The sequence below is a fragment of the Streptomyces sp. NPDC058295 genome (assembly GCF_042880655.1).
In the GTDB taxonomy this organism is placed as follows: domain Bacteria; phylum Actinomycetota; class Actinomycetes; order Streptomycetales; family Streptomycetaceae; genus Streptomyces; species Streptomyces coriariae.
Map to the genome: position 1 here is coordinate 251,890 of NZ_JBHVYO010000004.1, position 18,431 is coordinate 270,320.

The window sequence follows — 18,431 nt, forward strand, 5'->3', positions numbered from 1 at the left end:
CCCCCGCAAGAGGGACGGGGGTTCACGGGCGGCAGCAGACGGTACCGGCAGGCCGGACGAGCTCACCCCTCCGGGAGCGCAAGGTAATCCTGCGCTCCGCGGGGGTCTCGGAGATCACGCCTCCCGGCAGGGGACCGGGGGATCGCTCACTCCTGCGCCGTCGCCACCGTCACCGCGCGCACCCTCAGGGCCACGCGTCCCGGCACAGCGGTGGCGACCAGCGCGAGGAGCCCGGCCCCGGCGACCACCGTGGCGTACACGAGCGGTACGACCGCCGGCGCCGCCCGCCCGGTCATACCGATGCTGAACGCGGTCAGGACCGCCAGGGCGATGGCACTGCCGAGGGCGACGGCGAGGAGCAGGACCGACAGGGCCTCGGTACGCAGCATGCGCAGCACCTGACGACGGGTCGCCCCCGCCAGGCGCAACAGCGCGAACTCCCGGATTCGCTCGGCCACCGACATGGCGAGCGTGTTGACCACGGCGATGGCCGTGAACGCCAGCACGAGCCCCATGGCCAGGAAGTTGACCTCGGCGTTCGCCTGCTCCCGCTCGGCCCGCAGTGAGTCGGCCGTGGCCGGTGACATCACCTTGAGTCCCGGGAACTCACGCAGTGTGGTCGCGAGTTGTGTCTGTGTACGGGCCGTGCTGACGAGCAGGGAGGAGGCGAGCGGGTTGTCGACATGGTGGGCGACCAGGTCGTGCGCGAAGGTGAGGTATCCGAAGCCGAGACCCCTGGCATAGACGGCGGCGACGGTGAGCGAGGCGGGCGTGCCGTCGCCGAGCGTGAGCTTCAGGGTGCTTCCGGGCGCCAGGTGGAGCTGGTCCGCGGCCAGTTCACTGACGGCGACGGTGTGCTCGGTGAGCCCGTCGAGGGAGCCGGCGGTGACCTCGGGGTCCCAGGTGCGGCTGACGGCGGCCGGAGTGACGCCCTGGGCCGCGTACTTGTCGAGGCCGACCCTGACGGTCGTACGGACCACTTCGGTGACGACATCGTGCTGCGTACGCAGTCGTCGTGCCGCCTCGCCGGGCACACCGGGCCCCTGGGAGGCGACGACCCAGTCGGCGCGTACGCCCTCGCGGACCTGGGCGCGGGCCGCGTCGCCGAGGGTGGGCTGGACGAAGAGCACCGTGCAGGTCATGCCGATGAGCAGGGTGAGCGGGGTGACGACGGAGGCCATCCGGGCGGCGTTTCCGTGGAGGTTCGCGGTGGCGAGCCTGCCGCTGGGACCGGTCAGGCGCAGCGGACCGGCGAGGAGAAATGCGGCCGCCCTGACCAGGAGCGGCCCGAGCAGCGCGACGGAGGTGGACAGCACGACGACGGCGAGGAAGGTCACGGGCGTCGAGGCGGGCTCGGTGCGCAGGAAGCCGAGCAGGGTGACGAGGACCGCCCCGGCCGCGAGCAGCAGCAGGCCGGCGAGGAGGCGCCCCCAGCCGGGCCGGGTGCCCTCGGTCCGGGCCTCGGCCAGCGCCTCGGCCGGGCGGATCCGGGACACCCGGCGGGAGGCGATCCGCGCGGAGGCCCAGGCACCGAACAGGGTGGCGGCCACCGCGGCGAGCAGCGGGAGTGCGCTCACGGTGTGCTGAAGCGTGGCGGGTACCGCGCCCAGGGCGACGAACCTGCCGTGCAGCCAGGCCCCCAGGGGAAGCCCCAGGAGCGCGCCGACCGTGCCCGCGGCGAGCGCGACGATCAGGGCCTCGCGCCCGAGGAGGCGGCGGATCTGCCCGGCGGTGGCGGCGATGGCCCGCAGCAGGGCGAGTTCGCGGTGGCGCTGCTGGACGGAGAGCGCGAAGGTCCCGACGACCACCAGGACCGCGACGAGCAGCGAGGTGCCGCCCATCGCTCCGCCCATGCTGACCAGCTTGATACGGGCCGCGGCGGCGTCCAGGAACTCGACCGGCCCTCGGTCGTCACCGGTGCTGACCTGAGCTCCGGTGCCGTGCAGCGCCGTGACCACGGCCTCGCGGAGCCGGTCCGGGTCGGTGCCCTGCCTCGGCAGCACGCCGAACGCGGTGACCTGCCCGGGGTGTGCGGCGAGACGACGGGCCTCGCCGGTGGAGAAGAAGAGGGCGCTCTGGTGGCGTACGGCTGTGGCGGGGGCGGCGATGCCGGAGACGTGGTAGGTGCGCGGGGCCTGTGTCGACTGGACGGTGAGCCGGTCGCCGGGGGCGAGGTGGGCTCGTGCCGCGAGGTCACTGTCGACGACCACGTCGGTGGCGGCTGCTGGAGCGGTGCCCGCGGTGAGCCGGTAAGGCGTCAGCGCGGCGGAGTCCCAGGCATGGCCGTAGGTGGACCTGCCGTCGGCGTCCGAGGCGCCGGTGGGCATCAACGGCTCGGCGAGGAAGGTGAGTTCGGGGATCACGCGAGCGACACCGGGCGCGGTGGCGAGTCTTTGCTCGAGGTCGGCCGGGAGCCAGGCGCGCTCGGCGATGGGTTTGGCCTTGTGCTTGACCTTGGTCTTGCCCTTCTTGTGCTTGACGGTGGTCCGGTGGACGTTCTGGTCGGCGGAGACCACGACCGGCGCCGCGGCGTAGCGCTCGGTGCGGATGGTGCCCCGCAGCCCGGTCTCCAGGAGGGTGCCGCACGCGCTGATCAGGGCGGCCGCGCACAGCAGCGCGAGGAAGGCGCCCAGGAAGCCCGCTTTGCGGGCACGAACCGTCTTCAGGGCATAGCGCAGCATCATGAGGGATCGGCCTCTCTTCCGTCACTGGCGGAGGGGGTGACGGAGGGCGTGACGGAGGAGGTGGGGTCGGAGGAGGCGACGGGGAAGGCGAGGAAGCGGGTGAGCAAGGTGCGTGCTCCCGCAGGTGTCGCCGATTCGGGGCGCTTGTAGCGGTTGAGGAGAGCGATGTACTCCTCGAAGAAGTCCCGGAGTTCGGGCAGGGTGAGCCGGATGGTGCCGCGCGAGTAGGGGAACGCGTCCGCCCACGGGTCGTCGCCCTTCGCGTCCCGCTGGAGCCGCTCGAAGAGGTCCAGATCGGCTGCGTAGGCATGGTGGTTCAGCTCGTCCATGACGAGCCGCATCTCGGGACTCTGACGGCTGCGGGGCGGGAACCGGCGGTCCCCGGGGACCGCCCGCCACCAGCGTTCCCGGTGGGTGGACGGCTCCGCGTGCCGCGCTTCGGCCGGGCTGTCGCCCCGGTGCGCGGGCCTGTCCGCGTCGGTCTCCTCGACGAAGCCGTACCTGGCCAGCTCACGCAGGTGGTAGCTGGTGGATCCGGTGTTCAGGCCGAGGGCGCGGGCGAGGGTCGCCGAGGTGGCCGGGCCGTGCAGGGTGAGGTGTTCGAGCATGCGCTGACGGCGTGGCTGGGCGAGCGCCCTGAGTGCGGCGAGGTCGCCGAGTTCTACGGGGGCCGCAGCGGCGTGTTCCGCTTCCGGAGGCTCGTCGGCACCGGAGTCCGTGGCTTCGGGTTCCTGGGACATGGGTACACACTCGCCTGTGCACAGATGCCTGTGCACTGCGGTGGTCCGGCGTCCTCAAAGGGGGGTTATCCCCACCCCGCCGCAGGGGACCGGTCGTTCGGCGCCCGTCGTCAGCGCCTCTCGCCGCGCATCCCCTCGTTCCGCGCCGCGCGTTCAGAACCCCTCGCCGTCCAGGAACTCCGTGTCCTGGCCCTCCTCCTCCAGCGCCTGTCGGACCACCCGCAGGGCCATGCCCTCGGGATAGCCCTTGCGCGCGAGCATGCCGGCGAGGCGGCGCAGCCTCTTGTCGCGGTCGAGGCCGCGGGTCGAGCGCAGCTTGCGGGCGACGAGCTCGCGTGCCGTCCCCTCCTCCTGCTCGGAGTCGAGCCGGCCGACCGCCTCCTCGATCAGCTCCGAGTCCACTCCCTTGGTCCGCAGCTCCCGGGCGAGCGCCCGCCGGGCCAGCCCCCGGCCGTGGTGCCGGGACTCCACCCAGGCGTCCGCGAAGGCGCCGTCGTTGATCAGCCCGACCTCCTCGAACCGCAAGAGCACCTCCTCCGCCACGTCGTCCGGGATCTCTCGTTTGCGCAGGGCGTCGGCGAGTTGCTTCCGGGTGCGCGGGGTCCCGGTGAGCAGGCGCAGGCAGATCGCCCGTGCCCGCTCAGCCGGGTCCCCTGAAGACGCCTCCTGCTCGGCCCTCGACGAGGAGGAGGTGCCTTCGTCCTCGGCGGACGGCTCTCCGAAGCCGCGCCGACGGCGCCCACCGCGTGGACCTCCGTCACCGCCGCGCCGTGCCCGACCGCCACGGGGCCGGTCGTCGCCGTCCGTCCCCTCACCGCGGTGCGAGCCGCCCTCCGGCCGGTCGCCGCCGGCCGGGGCGGGGCCGTCGTCGGCCCCGCCCCCCGCCCCCCGGGGGGCGTCGGGGTGGACGTACTCGGCCCAGTCCGTTCGTCGCGTCACGGATCAGCTCTTGGCAGCCGCGGCCTTGGTCTTGGCCGTCTTGGCCGCGGCAGCCGGCACCGCCTTGGCGGCGTCGTCCGCGGGCGTGCCCGCGGTAGCCGTGGCGACCGCGGCCGGCTCTGCGGCGGGCTCCTCCGGACGCACGCCGACGCCCAGCTTCTCTTTGATCTTCCTCTCGATCTCGTTGGCGAGGTCGGGGTTGTCCTTCAGGAAGTTACGGGCGTTCTCCTTGCCCTGTCCCAGCTGATCGCCCTCGTACGTGTACCAGGCACCGGCCTTGCGGACGAAGCCGTTCTCCACGCCCATGTCGATCAGACCGCCCTCGCGGCTGATGCCCTGCCCGTAGAGGATGTCGAACTCGGCCTGCTTGAAGGGGGGCGCGACCTTGTTCTTGACGACCTTGACGCGGGTGCGGTTGCCGACCGCGTCCGTGCCGTCCTTCAGGGTCTCGATGCGTCGGATGTCGAGGCGCACCGAGGCGTAGAACTTCAGCGCCCGGCCACCGGTCGTGGTCTCCGGGGAGCCGAACATCACGCCGATCTTCTCGCGGAGCTGGTTGATGAAGATCGCGGTGGTCTTGGACTGGTTGAGCGCGCTGGTGATCTTCCGCAGCGCCTGGCTCATCAGACGGGCCTGGAGACCGACGTGGCTGTCGCCCATCTCGCCCTCGATCTCGGCGCGCGGGACGAGCGCGGCGACGGAGTCGATGACGATGAGGTCGAGGGCGCCGGAACGGACCAGCATGTCCACGATCTCGAGGGCCTGCTCGCCGTTGTCAGGCTGCGAGAGGATCAGGTTGTCGATGTCGACGCCGAGCTTCTTCGCGTACTCGGGGTCGAGGGCGTGTTCCGCGTCCACGAAGGCGACCTGTCCGCCGGCCCTCTGCGCGTTCGCCACGGCGTGCAGCGTCAGCGTCGTCTTACCGGAGGACTCCGGGCCGTACACCTCCACCACGCGGCCTCGCGGCAGCCCGCCGACCCCGAGGGCGACGTCGAGTGCGGTCGACCCGGTGGGGATGACCTCGATGGGCTCGTTCGGTCGCTCGCCGAGACGCATCACGGCGCCCTTGCCGAACTGCCGTTCAATCTGTGCGAGTGCGGCATCCAGTGCCTTCTCGCGGTCGGTTCCTGCCATGGGTTCCACCCGGTTTGCTTGAGTCGATCGCTTCACGTCAAAGACGCTAACGCCTGCCACTGACAATGCGCCCCGACGCCGGTCCGGCCTGTGGATAACTCGGGTGCTTATCCGTCCAAACCTGGACGGAACGCCCGACCAGGATCTCACCGGAGCCTTAATAAGAATGGATGTTCGATTTCCGTGTCAAGCGCACCACGCGGCACTCCCGAGGCTACGTTCACACGCCGATACCACCCTCGATCCTTCGCACTCGGGCCCCCGTCCCGCACGCTCCCGGCTGCTTCCCCGGGCGTACGGCAGGTGTCTTCAACAGGACGACGACGGCGCACGACATGACCGGGACGCTCGGTGCATGGACCAGCAGAAGACCGGGCCCGCCCGCGGCGAAGCGGAATCCGGGTACCCGATCCCGCGCCCACGCCCCCTGGACGGCCAGGACCACCCGTACGTCCGGTACCCCCGATACCGCCGATACCGCCTCTACGAGGCGACGGCACTCCTGCTGATCCTCTCCGGGCTCGTCCACCTCGTGGTGTTCGCCGTCGACGGCGGCCCCTGGAACGGACCAGTCTCCTGGCGCAAGCCGGTGACCTTCGGGCTCTCCTTCGGGGTGACGCTCCTCGCGGTCGTCCGGATCACTTCGTATGTGCGTGTCGGACCACGCATGCGCGCCGCGCTGCTCGGGGTGTTCGCCGCCGACTGCGTCGTGGAGGTCACGGGCATCACCCTCCAGGCGTGGCGCGGAGTGCCCTCGCACCTGGACATGGAGACACCCTTCGACACGATCGTGTCCATGGTGTTGGCGGTCGGCGGCGGGGTCCTCGTGGTGCTGCTCGCCGGGTTCGCCGTGGCGTCCTTCCGGCACCGCCCGACGGGCCCGGCCGGAATGGACCTCGCGGTGCGCTCCGGGTTCGCGATCCTGCTCGTCGCACTCGCCTCGGGGGCGGCGATGATCGCGCGCGGTGTCGTGCTCACCCGCACCGGACACCAGGACGCGGCGTACCACTCGACGGCCTCGCTCAAGCCCCTGCACGGGGTGAGCCTGCACGCCGTCCTGGTGCTGCCCGCCCTGGCCTGGCTGCTGTCCCGCACGCCCTGGAGCGAGGCCGTACGCCGGCGGATCGTGGCCACGGCGGTGGGTTGCTACGCGGCCGCGGTCACCGCGGCCGGAGTGTGGGCGGTCCTCAGGTACTGACCGCCGCTCCCCCTCAGCCGGACCCGTCCCGCGACCCGTCCTGCCGATGCCGTACCCGCCCCCACAGCCGCCGCGCGCGCGTGAGCGGGCCCGGCCCGTCCCCGCGTCCCCGGTGTCCGTGGACGCGGGGATCGTCCGTGACGTCGTAGCGCTTCACGTAGGCGCCCAGGAAAGCCTGGAGCGTCGCGACGGCCGGGATGGCGACCAGCGCGCCGACGGCGCCGAGGAGGGCGGTACCCGCGATGACGGAGCCGAAGGCGACGGCGGGATGGATGTCGACGGTCTTCGAGGTCAGCTTGGGCTGAAGCATGTAGTTCTCGAACTGCTGGTAGACCACGACGAAGATGAGCACCCACAGCGCGTACAGGGGCGAGACCGTGAACGCGATCAGCATGGGCAGGGCGCCCGCGAGATAGGTGCCGATGGTGGGGATGAACTGCGAGACCACACCCACCCAGACGGCGAGCACGGGCGCGTACGGGATGCCGAGCGCCTCGAGCAGTACGTAGTGCGCGACGCCGGAGATCAACGCCATCAGTCCGCGCGAGTACAGATAGCCACCGGTCTTGTCGACGGCGATCTCCCACGCCCGCAACACCTCGGCCTGCCGGGCGGGCGGCAGGACGGAGCACAGTCCGCGGCGCAGGCGCGGTCCGTCGGCGGCGAAGTAGAACGAGAACAGGGCGATGGTCAGCAGCCGGAAGAGACCACCGAGGACCTGGGTGGAGACGTCCAGCACCCCGGCCGCGCTGTTCTGCGCGTACTTCCTCAGCCAGTCGGAGTGGAGCAGACCCTCCTGGATGTCCACGCGCCTGAGCTCGGTGTGGAACGTGGTGTTGATCCAGTTGATCACCGAGTCGAGGTACTCCGGGAAGCCCTCGATCATCTTGATGATCTGACCCGCGAGCATCGAACCGAGCAGCGTGAAGAAGCCGGCGGCCACGATCAGCAGACCGAAGAAGACCAGGAAGGTGGCCAGCCCCCTGCGCATCCCGCGGGCCGCCATCCGGCTGACCGCCGGCTCTATGGCGAGGGCCAGGAAGAACGCGATCAGGATGTTGAGCAGCAGACCGATGAGCTGGTGAAAGGCCCACAGGCCCAGCTGGAACACACCGATGAGAGCGAGCGCGAGCACCATGGCGCGCGGCAGCCAGCGCGGCATGCGCGCTCCCTGCTCGGCGCCGCCGTCGGCCGGGGGCGGCCCGGTGGGCGGCGTCGCGCCGAGCGGGGATGTGTGCCGGGCGACCTGCCCGGTCTCGTCAGTGGGTGCCACGGACCAAGTCTCGCCTACGGGACCGACAATCGGAGAACCGCCTCCGATCTTCAGGTGGGATCAGCGCATCTCCTGTGGAACGTTCATCACCGTGCACACCACGCGCCACACGTCCTTGGCCTCCCAGCCGTCGGCCAGCGCCTCGTCCACCGTGCGTCCGCCCAGTTCCGCCATCACGTGATCGCGCGCGAACGTCTCCGCGTACCCCGCACCGAAGTGCTCGTCCATTCGCTGCCAGAAGACCGTCAACCGCATGACATCAGTATCCCGCGCGCGGGGGTGCCCCTCGCCGGGACCGCCTGCCGAGACCGCTTTCCGCCCTACGGTCTGACGCATGGCCGAATCCGGAGCATCCCCACTCCCCCCGACGCCCCCGGCGCACTCCCCGCTCTTCCGCGCCGAGCACTTCGTCTGGCTCACCGCGCGCGTGCTGGAGCAGCGCCTCTTCGCGCACGACTTCCTGCACGGCGCCGCCGACCCCGTCGAGACCGCCCTCGACGCCTACCGCAACGAGGACGGCGGATACGGCCACGCGCTGGAGCCCGATCTGCGCGGCCCCGTGAGCCAGCCCCTGCACACCGTGCGGGCACTGCGCGTCCTGGACTCCGTCGGTCGCCTCGGCGGCCGGCGCGTGGAGCGGGTGTGCCGCTATCTGACCTCGGTCTCCACCGGCGACGGCGCCCTGCCGGCGATCCATCCCAGCCAGCGCGGGTACCCGGCCGCACCCTTCATTCCGATCGTGGACGACCCACCCAGCGAACTCCTGACCACCGGCCCCGTGGTGGGCCTGTTGCACCGCAACGACGTGTGGCACGCCTGGCTGTTCCGGGCCACGGACTTCTGCTGGCAGGCGATCGACTCCCTGGAGCGGTCCCATCCCTACGAGATCCAGGCCGCCGTGGCCTTCCTGGACTCCGCCACCGACCGCCCGCGCGCGGAGGCGGCCGCCGACCGGCTGGGCCGCCTGGTGCGCGCGCACCGGCTCGCCGCACTGGATCCGGACCACCTGGACGCGTATCCGGTCGCACCCGGCTACGCCCCCGGCGAGCACCACTTCCCGTACGACTTCGCGCGGACACCGCACTCCCTCGCGCGGGCGTGGTTCACCGACGACGAGATCGCACGCTCCCTGGACCACCTCGCCGACGATCAGCAGCAGGACGGCGGCTGGCCCGTCCGGTGGCGCCGCTGGGCACCCGGCACCGCCCTGGAGGCCCGGCCCATGGTGACGATCGAGGCCCTGCGCACCCTCAGGGCCTACGGCCGCGCCATCGGCTGACCCCACCCGTCCCGGCGGCGCCCGCCCGTCCCCCGGACCGGCCCTCCCCGTCCCTCATCCGCCCAGGGCCCGCACTCCCGCCGTCACCACCACGGCGGCCGCGACGACCAGCAGGAAGGGAGCCCGCAGTATGAGGGCGACGACGGCCGCGGCGAGCCCTGCGGCCCTCGCGTCCAGCACGAGCGCGTGCCCGTCCGCGAAGGTCTGCTGGGCGGTGAGGGCGGCGAGCAGGGCGACGGGGAGCAGTGCGGCGAACCGCCTCACGAGGGGCCGTTCGAGCAGGCCCGCGGGGACGAGCAGTCCGGCGAGCTTGACGGCGTAGCAGCCGAGAGCGGTCGCGCCGATCGCGATCCAGGTGTTCAACGCTCCTCCTCCCTCGTGTCGACCCGACCGGCCGTCCGACCCGCCCGGCGCCGGCCCTCGAGGTACAGGACCACCGGCACGGCGAGCGCGGCCATCAGCACGGGCACGCCGGCCGGCAGCACGGGCAGCAGGCCCAGCCCCAGGAGCACCGCGAGCCCGGCGACGGCCCGCTCGGCGGTGGTCTTCAGCATGGGCGCGAGCAGCGCGAGGAAGACGGCGGGACCGGCCGCGTCGAGTCCCCACGCGTCCGTGTCCCCGATGGCCTCGGCGCCCAGGGCACCCAGCAGCGTGGTGAGGTTCCACAGCACGTACAGCGTCAGCCCGGTGACGCCGAAGCCGATCCGCGCGGCACGCCGCCCGGTCTGGGCGAGCGAGACCGCCGCCGTCTCGTCGATCACCCATTGGGCGGCGAACGGGCGCACCGCGCGCGGGAGCGCCAGCGACTGCGACAGACGCAGGCCGTAGAAGGCGTTGCGCACGCCCAGGAAGAAGGCGCCCGCGGCCGCCGTCAGGGGGTTTCCACCCGCCGCCAGCGCCCCGACGAGCGCGAACTGGGACGCCCCCGTGAAGACGAGGAGACTGAGCGCGCAGGTCTGCCACACCGAGAGTCCGCTGCCCGCCGAGGTCACCCCGAAGGCGAACCCGGAGAGTCCTACGGCGACCCCGACCCCGAGGGCGTCCCGTACGACGGCGGCGTCCGGCCGTCCGCCACCGTCGGCGCGTATGTCCGTCAAAGCTGTCTGTTCTGCCACGACGACGAGGGTAGGAGCAGCCCTCCGGGCGGGTCTTGTACGTTCTTGCGCTCGCGCTGGTACGCCCCTGGAGGGACTCCGACGATCCGGGCGAAGTGGCGGTTGAGGTGAGGCTGGTCGGTGAACCCCACGGCGACGGCCGCCTCCGCGGGGGCGGTCCCCGCGTCCAGCAGCCGCCGCGCCCGCCGCACGGCGAACACCGACAGCCCGGCACGCCTGGGCACGGAAGCGCCGACAGCCCGGCGTGGAACGCCGTATCTGCGCAGGTCAGAGCGATTGTCAGTGGGTGGGTGCAGGATGGACGCATGGTCAGCTCCGCACACCGAGCCCTCGACGGCTTCTCCCCCGCGACCCGCGGCTGGTTCACGGGGGCGTTCTCCGCGCCCACCGCGGCCCAGGCGGGTGCGTGGCAGGCCATCGGCGAGGGCGCGGACGTGCTGGTGGTGGCCCCGACCGGCTCCGGGAAGACCCTGGCCGCCTTCCTCGCCGCCCTGGACCAGCTCGCCTCGACACCTCCTCCCGCCGACCCGAAGAAGCGCTGCCGGGTCCTCTACGTCTCCCCGCTCAAGGCGCTCGCGGTCGACGTGGAGCGCAATCTGCGCAGCCCCCTGACCGGCATCCGGCAGGAGTCCGTGCGTCTCGGTCTGCCGGAGCCGGAGGTCAAGGTCGGCATCCGCTCCGGCGACACCCCGCCCGCCGAGCGCCGCGCGCTGTCCACCCGCCCCCCGGACATCCTGATCACGACCCCCGAGTCGCTGTTCCTGATGCTCACGTCGGCCACGCGCGACGCGCTGACGGGCATCGAGACGGTGATCCTGGACGAGGTGCACGCGGTGGCGGGCACCAAGCGCGGCGCGCACCTGGCGCTGTCCCTGGAGCGGCTGGACGAACTGCTGCCGAAGCCGGCCCGCCGCATCGGCCTCTCGGCCACGGTCCGGCCGGTCGACGAGGTGGCGCGGTACCTCTCCCCGCAGCGCAAGGTGGAGATCGTCCAGCCGAAGTCCGGCAAGGAGTTCGACCTCTCGGTCGTCGTCCCGGTGGAGGACCTGGGCGAACTGGGCGGCTCCCCGGTCGCCGAAGGTTCGGAAGGGGCGGAGCGCCCGTCGATCTGGCCGCATGTCGAGGAGCGGATCACCGATCTCGTCCAGGCCCACCGCTCCACCATCGTGTTCGCCAACTCCCGCCGTCTCGCCGAACGCCTGTGCAACCGCCTCAACGAGATCGCCTACGAGCGGGCCACCGGCGAGCCGCTGGACGAGCACCACTCGCCCGCGGAGCTCATGGGTGGCTCGGGCGCGGCCCAGGGCGCCCCGCCCGTCATCGCGCGCGCCCACCACGGCTCGGTCTCCAAGGAACAGCGCGCGCTCGTGGAGGAGGACCTCAAGGCGGGCCGGCTGCCCGCCGTCGTGGCGACCTCCAGCCTCGAGCTCGGCATCGACATGGGCGCGGTGGATCTCGTCGTCCAGGTCGAGTCCCCGCCGTCGGTGGCCTCGGGCCTCCAGCGCGTCGGCCGCGCGGGGCACCAGGTGGGCGCGGTGTCCACCGGTGTGGTCTTCCCGAAGTACCGCGGTGACCTCGTCCAGGCGGCGGTGGTCACCGAGCGGATGCGCACCGGCTCGATCGAGTCCCTGAAGGTCCCCGCCAACCCCTTGGACGTCCTGGCGCAGCAGCTCGTCGCCATGACGGCGCTCGACACCTGGCAGGTCGACGACCTACTGACCACGGTCCGCCGTGCCGCCCCGTTCGCGTCACTTCCGGAGTCCGCGTTCACCGCGGTCCTGGACATGCTGGCAGGCCGCTACCCGTCCGACGCGTTCGCCGAGCTGCGCCCGCGCGTGGTGTGGGACCGCGTCGCCGGCACGATCACCGGCCGTCCCGGCGCCCAGCGTCTCGCCGTCACCTCCGGGGGCACGATCCCCGACCGCGGCCTGTTCGGCGTCTTCCTGGCGGGCGCCGACCCCAAGAAGGGCGGCGGCCGGGTCGGCGAGCTCGACGAGGAGATGGTCTACGAGTCGCGCGTGGGCGACGTCTTCACGCTCGGTACCAGCTCATGGCGCATCGAGGACATCACCCGCGACCGCGTCCTGGTCTCCCCCGCCCCCGGCGTCCCCGGACGCCTGCCGTTCTGGAAGGGCGACCAGCTGGGCCGCCCGCTGGAGCTCGGCCGCGCGGTGGGCGCGTTCCTGCGAGAGGTCGGCTCGCTGCCCAAGGAGGACGCCCGGCTCCGGCTGCGCACCGCGGGCCTGGACGTCTGGGCGGCCGACAACGTGATCTCCTACCTGGACGAGCAGCGCCAGGCCTGCGGACACGTCCCGGACGACCGCACGATCGTCGTGGAGCGCTTCCGGGACGAACTGGGTGACTGGCGGGTCGTCGTCCACTCCCCCTTCGGGGCCCAGGTCCACGCCCCCTGGGCCCTCGCGCTGGGTGCCAAACTCTCCGAGCGCTACGGCATGGACGCCCAGGTCATGCACGCCGACGACGGCATCGTCCTGCGGCTGCCGGACGCCGACCTCATGAGCCTGGACCTGCTCGACCGGGAGCCTTCGAAGGCGGGCACGGAATACGACGCCGAGCAGGCACCGGTCGGCGCGGCCGACGTCGTCTTCGACAAGGGCGAGGTCGATCAGATCGTCACCGATCAGGTCGGCGGCTCGGCCCTGTTCGCGGCCCGCTTCCGCGAGTGCGCCGCCCGCGCGCTGCTGTTGCCGCGCCGCAATCCCGGCAAGCGCACCCCGCTGTGGCAGCAGCGCCAGCGTGCCGCCCAACTGCTCCAGGTGGCGAGCGAGTTCGGCTCGTTCCCGATCGTCCTGGAAGCGGTCCGCGAGTGCCTCCAGGACGTCTTCGACGTTCCCGGACTCGTGGAGCTGATGGGTGACCTGGAGGCCCGCAAGGTGCGCCTGGTCGAGGTCACCACGCCTGAGCCGTCACCCTTCGCCCGCTCCCTCCTCTTCGGTTACGTCGCCCAGTTCCTGTACGAGGGGGACTCCCCGCTCGCCGAGCGCCGTGCGGCCGCCCTCTCCCTGGATTCACGTCTGCTGGCCGAGTTGCTCGGCCAGGCGGAGCTGCGCGAGCTGCTCGACGCCGAGGTCCTCACCGAACTGGAGCGGGAACTCCAGTGGCTCACCGAGGACCGCCGGGTGAAGGACACAGAAGGCATCGCGGACCTCCTGCGCCTCCTCGGCCCGCTCACCGACGCCGAGCTGGCCGAGCGTGGCGCCGAACCGCACTGGGCGCAGGAGCTGGCCGCCGCCCGCCGTGCCATCCGGGTCCGTGTGGCGGGTGCCGACCACTGGGCCGCGATCGAGGACGCGGGGCGCCTTCGCGACGCGCTCGGCACGGCGCTCCCGGTGGGTGTGCCGGAGGCCTTCACGGAGCCGGTCAAGGATCCGCTCGGCGACCTCCTCGCGCGGTATGCCCGCACCCACGGACCGTTCACGTCGGCAGGCGCGGCGACCCGCTTCGGCCTCGGCGTGGCGGTGACCGAGGGCGCCCTCCAGCGGCTCTCGGCCGGCGGGCGCGTCGTCCAGGGCGAGTTCCACCCGGCCGGCATCGGCCAGGAGTGGTGCGACGCGACGGTCCTGCGCAGGCTGCGCCGTCGCTCCCTGGCCGCCCTGCGGCACGAGCTGGAGCCGGTCCCGCCGCCCGCACTCGCCCAGTTCCTGCCCCAGTGGCAGCACATCGGCAAGGGCCACTCCCTGCGCGGCACCGACGGACTGGTGCGCGCGGTCGAGCAGCTCCAGGGCGCTTCGGTGCCCGCCTCGGCCCTGGAGCGGCTCGTCCTGCCGTCCCGCGTGCGGGACTACACCCCCGCGATGCTGGACGAGCTCACCGCGGCCGGAGAAATCGTCTGGGCCGGAGCGGGCGCCCTCCCCGGCAAGGACGGCTGGCTCTCCCTGTACGTGGCGGACGCGGCGCCCCTGCTCCTGCCGCCGCCCCACCCGCTGGAGCTGACGGCACTGCACCAGTCGGTCCTGGACGCCCTCTCCGGGGGCTACGGCCTGTTCTTCCGCCAGATCGCCGACCGGGTCCGCGCCACCACGCACCCCGAGGCCACCGACCCGCAGCTCGCCGACACCGTCTGGGACCTTGCCTGGTCCGGACGGCTCACCAACGACACGCTCACCCCCCTGCGTGCCCTGCTGGGCTCGGGGCGCACGTCCGGCTCCACGGCCCACCGCGCCAAGCGCAGCGTCCCGCGCGGTCGCTACGGCTCGCTGACGGCCGCGGCCCGCCCCGCTTCCCGCGGCGGCCCTCCGACCGTCGGCGGTCGCTGGTCCCTCCTGCCGGCCCACGAGTCCGACCCGACGGTCCGCGCCCACGCCCTCGCCCGTACCCTCCTCGACCGGCACGGCGTGGTGACGCGGGGCGCGGTCGCGGCCGAGGGCGTCGAAGGCGGCTTCTCGGCGACGTACCGCATCCTGTCCGTCTTCGAGGAGAGCGGTCAGGCCCGTCGCGGGTATGTCGTCGAAGGCCTCGGCGCGGCACAGTTCGCCATGGACGGCGCCGTGGACCGACTGCGCGCGGTGGCCAACGCCCGCGACCGCGGCGAGCCTCTGCCCGGCCCGAACTCGGCGACGAGCCCCTCGGACGACTTCGCCTTCCCCGATTCCTTCCCGGCAGACACCTGGGACGTCCCCGGCGTCGACACCCGTCCGCCCTCCCCCTTCGACGCCCCGGCAGCCCCCGCTTCGCCGGACGAGTACGTCTCCCCCCTCGACCTCGGCTCACCGGGCGCCGGTGGCCCGCGCGGGGGCGGCGGCTTCCCGAACGGCTCAGGCGGTCCGTACGGCACAGGCAGGCAGAACGGCTCGGACTACTCGACCGGCCCGGGCTTCCCCGACCACCGCGACCCCCGGCGCGCCCAGAACCGCAATCGCTACGGCACCACATCCGGCGTCTCCCGCGCCGTCGTCCTCGCCGCCGCCGACCCGGCGAACGCGTACGGCGCCGCGCTGGGCTGGCCCGAGCCACCGAGCGGCGCCGGGCACAAACCGGGCCGCAAGGCCGGCTCCCTGGTGGTGCTCGTGGACGGCGAACTGACGCTCTATATGGAGCGGGGCGGCAAGACCCTGCTGGCCTGGCCGTCCAACCCGGACGGCGAGAACACCCCCACCGACGACCCACGGCTGCACACCGCCGCTGAGGCCCTCGCGGAGGCCGCGCGCGCGGGCGCTCTCGGCACGGTGACGGTGGAGCGCGTCAACGGCGCCTCGGCTCTCACCTCCCCCATCGGCGCCCTCCTGGAAGGAGCGGGCTTCATCGCGACCCCTCGCGGCCTGCGACTGCGCGCCTGACCGCCAGGCCCCGCCCGGAGCGACTCGCATGTCACCCTTGACCCATGCCCGAAGGTGACACGGTCTGGCAGGCCGCGAGGCGCCTGCACGACGCCCTCGCGGGCAAGGTGCTGACCCGCTCGGATCTCCGGGTGCCCAAGTACGCCACCGCCGACCTCACCGGCCGCACCGTCCTGGACGTCACTCCGCGCGGAAAGCATCTCCTCACCCGCATCGAAGGCGACCTGACGCTCCACTCGCACCTGCGGATGGACGGCTCGTGGAAGGTGTTCACGAACGACCAGCGCTGGACCGGTGGCCCGGCGCACCAGATCCGGGCGATCCTCGGCACCCACGACCGCACCGCCGTCGGTTACCGCCTCCCCGTCCTCGACCTGTTGCGCACCGCCGACGAGGCACGAGCCGTCGGGCACCTCGGCCCCGACCTGCTGGGCCCCGACTGGAACCCCGAGCGCGCCCTCGCCAACCTCCTGACGGACCCCGCCCGCTCCCTCGGCGAGGCCCTCCTCGACCAGCGCAACCTCGCCGGCATCGGCAACGTGTACAAGAGCGAGCTCTGCTTCCTCCTCGGCGTCACCCCATGGCTCCCGGTCGGCACGCTCCCCGCCGACCGCGCCGCGAAGCTGCCGGCCCTCGCGAAGAAACTCCTGGAGGCCAACCGCGACCACCCGGTCCGCAACACGACGGGCCGCCACGGCCAGAACCTGTTCGTCTACGGCCGCGCGCCCCGCCCCTGCCTGCGCTGCGGCACACCGGTCCGGGTCGCCGACCAGGGCGACGGCTCCCGCGAGCGCCCGACCTACTGGTGCCCCGCCTGCCAGACGGGCCCCGCCCCGGCACCGGGCTCCCCGCCGACGCGCCGCCTCCGCCCCCGCACCACCCGGTGACGACCCTCGACGGCCGTTCCCCGGAACCGCGTTGACCAGCCGGACGAGCCGCCCGCAAGCCTCCGAACGAACAAGCCGCCACAATTGACGGACCGTCAGAAATCCTCGTACCGTCCCTACATGGCCGTCAAGGCGTACGACCTCACCGGACGCACCGCATTCGTCACCGGCGCCGCGAGCGGAATCGGCCGCGCCTGCGCCGTACTTCTCGCCCAGGCGGGCGCCACCGTGCACGGCGCGGACCGCGACGAACAGGGCCTGCGCGAAACGGCGACGATGATCAAGGACCGGGGCGGCACGGCCCGCACCCACCCCCTCGACGTCACCGACCGCGTCCAGGTCCGGCAGGCGGTCGAATCCTGCGAGCGGCTGGACATCATGGCCGCCGTCGCCGGGATCATGCACAGCAGTCCGGTCCTGGACACCCGGGACGAGGACCTCGACCGGGTCCTGGCCGTCAACTTCAAGGGGGTGCTGTACGCCTGCCAGGAGGCGGCCCGTCTGATGCTGGCACACGACGCCGGCGGCAGCATCGTCACCATGGCCTCGGGTGCGGTGGACACCGGCGGCCCCGGTCTGCTCTGCTACGGCGTCGCCAAGGCGGCCGTGGTCCAGTTGACGAAGACGCTCGCGACGGAGGTCGGTCGGTACGGCATTCGCGTCAACGCCGTCGCCCCGGGCTGGATCCGCACCCCCATGACCGACCGCCACGACGCCGGCGCACAGGCGCACACCGAGGCGCTCATGGCCCGCATGTCGCCCCTGGGCCGGGTCGGCGAACCGGAGGACATCGCCCACGCCGTTCTCCACCTGGCCTCGGACGCGTCGGCGTTCACCACGGGCCAGATCCTCCGCCCGAACGGCGGCGTGGCAATGCCCTGGTGACCACCGCCCCACGGCCCCTCGACGAACCACCCCGACAGCCTCCGCTCCGGCCTCCTCCCGGCCCCCGTCCCGGCCTCCGCCCGGCCCCCACCACGCCCGCATGCCGCCCCGCCTCGGCCCACCCCCGGTTTCCCAGCGACATCGCGGCCGCACCGCACCACACGGGGCCCCACCTGATCCGGATCGCCGCCCGCCCGGCGCAGCGCCCTCCGGAGGCAGCATGGACCTCTCTACACCCCCTCCCACCGCGGACTCCCGGCACCCAGTCCCCTCCCCAACCCGCAGCCCGCAGCCCCCAGCGGCCCCTCCCCGCCGTCGATACCGCCCGTCAGCCCGCCCGGCCCCGCGGCCTCGTTCCAGCCGTCAGCGAAGAACATCGGGCCAAGCATCGGGCCACGGCATCGCCCCCAGCGCCGCGCCAAGCGCACACGGGCAGCACAGCCCGCACAGCACAGCCCGAACACCGTCGGAGCCCTGACCGACGGCCGGAGCCAACACCCTCCCGAAGACATCCCACCCCACCACCCAAAGGCACTCCCCCTACCCCCGCGCCTCCCCCTACGCGCCGCTCCCGCCCCCCGCGCCACCACCGAATCTCCCGCCACCACCGGCCCCACCGTCGCCCGCGACCCCCCGCCAAGCAGCCCTCCAGCGCCCCTCCCCGACCGCCCCCACCGCGCGTGCCTTGGCCACGCAGTGCACGGGCAGCAGGCTCAGCCCCCACCCTCCGGCGGCGACCGCCCCCTCCAGCACGCCGGCGTCCGGCGCCACGGCGAGTCTCAGCACGGCCCACCACCACACCGCGCCCAACCCCAGGCCGAGCCCCAGCACGGCCCCACGCTCCGCTATTCGCGTCACCACGGCCGTCACCTCCAGCCCGAGCCCGACCACGACACCCAGTAACCCCCGGTGCCTCCGCAGAGGCCGACGCTAGACGTCCGTCCCGGCCCCCGGCAGGGCGCACGGGCGGCACATCGGCGCATCGGGCGTGCCAGGTCGC

Annotated in this window: 15 protein-coding genes; 5 read left to right on the plus strand and 10 right to left on the minus strand. The window is 72.9% G+C overall.

All coding sequences use genetic code 11. From position 1 onward, the window contains the following. Positions 1 to 146 precede the first annotated feature (146 nt). The 4 genes from ACFVYS_RS06575 to recA all read right to left on the minus strand — a co-directional run bounded on the left by ACFVYS_RS06575 (position 147) and on the right by recA (position 5,497). Positions 147 to 2,684: an FtsX-like permease family protein gene (locus ACFVYS_RS06575; RefSeq protein ID WP_389499458.1), complete on the minus strand. Its 2,538-nt coding sequence runs from the start codon at positions 2,682 to 2,684 to the stop codon at positions 147 to 149. Next, complete coding sequence (locus tag ACFVYS_RS06580; RefSeq protein WP_389499459.1) at positions 2,681 to 3,424, minus strand: ArsR/SmtB family transcription factor; 744 nt, start codon at positions 3,422 to 3,424, stop codon at positions 2,681 to 2,683. The genes ACFVYS_RS06575 and ACFVYS_RS06580 overlap by 4 nt, the downstream gene beginning before the upstream one ends. Positions 3,425 to 3,577: 153 nt before the next feature. Beyond that, positions 3,578 to 4,363 (minus strand): recombination regulator RecX, encoded by a 786-nt coding sequence (gene recX, locus ACFVYS_RS06585; protein ID WP_389499461.1) that lies wholly within the window; start codon positions 4,361 to 4,363, stop codon positions 3,578 to 3,580. 3 nt (positions 4,364 to 4,366) lie between these two features. Beyond that, a complete protein-coding gene (gene recA, locus ACFVYS_RS06590) occupies positions 4,367 to 5,497 on the minus strand; it encodes a recombinase RecA (RefSeq protein WP_389499463.1) in 1,131 nt (376 codons plus the stop codon). Positions 5,498 to 5,852: 355 nt separating this feature from the next. Between recA and ACFVYS_RS06595 the strand changes: the two genes are divergently transcribed. After that, the gene (locus tag ACFVYS_RS06595; RefSeq protein ID WP_389499465.1) at positions 5,853 to 6,695 is read left to right on the plus strand and encodes a hypothetical protein; all 843 of its coding nucleotides are present in this window, start codon (positions 5,853 to 5,855) and stop codon (positions 6,693 to 6,695) included. 13 nt (positions 6,696 to 6,708) lie between these two features. On the opposite strand, the gene ACFVYS_RS06600 is transcribed toward ACFVYS_RS06595, so the two are convergent. Both ACFVYS_RS06600 and ACFVYS_RS06605 read right to left on the minus strand, forming a co-directional pair. After that, on the minus strand, positions 6,709 to 7,968 hold the full coding sequence (locus tag ACFVYS_RS06600) for an AI-2E family transporter (protein WP_389499467.1): 1,260 nt from the start codon (positions 7,966 to 7,968) through the stop codon (positions 6,709 to 6,711). Positions 7,969 to 8,028: 60 nt separating this feature from the next. Further along, positions 8,029 to 8,223 carry a DUF3046 domain-containing protein gene (locus ACFVYS_RS06605; RefSeq protein ID WP_314224525.1) on the minus strand — a complete coding sequence of 65 codons (195 nt, stop codon included), beginning with the start codon at positions 8,221 to 8,223 and terminating at the stop codon, positions 8,029 to 8,031. Positions 8,224 to 8,302: 79 nt separating this feature from the next. Between ACFVYS_RS06605 and ACFVYS_RS06610 the strand changes: the two genes are divergently transcribed. Then, positions 8,303 to 9,247, plus strand: coding sequence for a hypothetical protein (locus ACFVYS_RS06610; RefSeq protein WP_389499469.1), 945 nt, complete (start codon positions 8,303 to 8,305; stop codon positions 9,245 to 9,247). A 54-nt stretch (positions 9,248 to 9,301) separates the two neighbouring features. Here the strand turns inward: ACFVYS_RS06610 and ACFVYS_RS06615 are convergent, their stop codons facing one another. From ACFVYS_RS06615 to ACFVYS_RS06625, 3 genes are read right to left on the minus strand one after another with little or no spacing between them, the layout of a single operon-like run. Further along, on the minus strand, positions 9,302 to 9,610 hold the full coding sequence (locus ACFVYS_RS06615) for an AzlD domain-containing protein (protein ID WP_327185417.1): 309 nt from the start codon (positions 9,608 to 9,610) through the stop codon (positions 9,302 to 9,304). After that, positions 9,607 to 10,362: an AzlC family ABC transporter permease gene (locus ACFVYS_RS06620; protein WP_389499471.1), complete on the minus strand. Its 756-nt coding sequence runs from the start codon at positions 10,360 to 10,362 to the stop codon at positions 9,607 to 9,609. Before ACFVYS_RS06620 ends, ACFVYS_RS06615 begins: the two co-directional genes overlap by 4 nt. Next, a complete protein-coding gene (locus ACFVYS_RS06625) occupies positions 10,341 to 10,685 on the minus strand; it encodes a helix-turn-helix domain-containing protein (protein ID WP_389499473.1) in 345 nt (114 codons plus the stop codon). Before ACFVYS_RS06625 ends, ACFVYS_RS06620 begins: the two co-directional genes overlap by 22 nt. Here ACFVYS_RS06625 and ACFVYS_RS06630 point away from each other — a divergent pair. The 3 genes from ACFVYS_RS06630 to ACFVYS_RS06640 all read left to right on the plus strand — a co-directional run bounded on the left by ACFVYS_RS06630 (position 10,668) and on the right by ACFVYS_RS06640 (position 17,431). Continuing rightward, complete coding sequence (locus ACFVYS_RS06630; protein WP_389499475.1) at positions 10,668 to 15,659, plus strand: ATP-dependent helicase; 4,992 nt, start codon at positions 10,668 to 10,670, stop codon at positions 15,657 to 15,659. The genes ACFVYS_RS06625 and ACFVYS_RS06630 overlap by 18 nt on opposite strands. 44 nt (positions 15,660 to 15,703) lie before the next feature. Beyond that, positions 15,704 to 16,546 carry an Fpg/Nei family DNA glycosylase gene (locus tag ACFVYS_RS06635; RefSeq protein ID WP_389499477.1) on the plus strand — a complete coding sequence of 281 codons (843 nt, stop codon included), beginning with the start codon at positions 15,704 to 15,706 and terminating at the stop codon, positions 16,544 to 16,546. A 120-nt stretch (positions 16,547 to 16,666) separates the two neighbouring features. Then, complete coding sequence (locus ACFVYS_RS06640) at positions 16,667 to 17,431, plus strand: SDR family NAD(P)-dependent oxidoreductase (protein WP_389499479.1); 765 nt, start codon at positions 16,667 to 16,669, stop codon at positions 17,429 to 17,431. A gap of 558 nt (positions 17,432 to 17,989) precedes the next feature. Here ACFVYS_RS06640 and ACFVYS_RS06645 read toward each other — a convergent pair. Next, positions 17,990 to 18,292 (minus strand): hypothetical protein, encoded by a 303-nt coding sequence (locus ACFVYS_RS06645; RefSeq protein WP_389499481.1) that lies wholly within the window; start codon positions 18,290 to 18,292, stop codon positions 17,990 to 17,992. Positions 18,293 to 18,431 lie beyond the last annotated feature (139 nt).

Coding starts and splice junctions, on each gene's coding strand:
- ACFVYS_RS06575 (WP_389499458.1), bottom strand. CDS start 2,684: ATGATGCTGCGCTATGCCCTGAAGACGGTTCGTGCCCGCAAAGCGGGC.
- ACFVYS_RS06580 (WP_389499459.1), bottom strand. CDS start 3,424: ATGTCCCAGGAACCCGAAGCCACGGACTCCGGTGCCGACGAGCCTCCG.
- recA (WP_389499463.1), bottom strand. CDS start 5,497: ATGGCAGGAACCGACCGCGAGAAGGCACTGGATGCCGCACTCGCACAG.
- ACFVYS_RS06595 (WP_389499465.1), top strand. CDS start 5,853: ATGGACCAGCAGAAGACCGGGCCCGCCCGCGGCGAAGCGGAATCCGGG.
- ACFVYS_RS06605 (WP_314224525.1), bottom strand. CDS start 8,223: ATGCGGTTGACGGTCTTCTGGCAGCGAATGGACGAGCACTTCGGTGCG.
- ACFVYS_RS06610 (WP_389499469.1), top strand. CDS start 8,303: ATGGCCGAATCCGGAGCATCCCCACTCCCCCCGACGCCCCCGGCGCAC.
- ACFVYS_RS06630 (WP_389499475.1), top strand. CDS start 10,668: ATGGTCAGCTCCGCACACCGAGCCCTCGACGGCTTCTCCCCCGCGACC.
- ACFVYS_RS06635 (WP_389499477.1), top strand. CDS start 15,704: ATGCCCGAAGGTGACACGGTCTGGCAGGCCGCGAGGCGCCTGCACGAC.
- ACFVYS_RS06640 (WP_389499479.1), top strand. CDS start 16,667: ATGGCCGTCAAGGCGTACGACCTCACCGGACGCACCGCATTCGTCACC.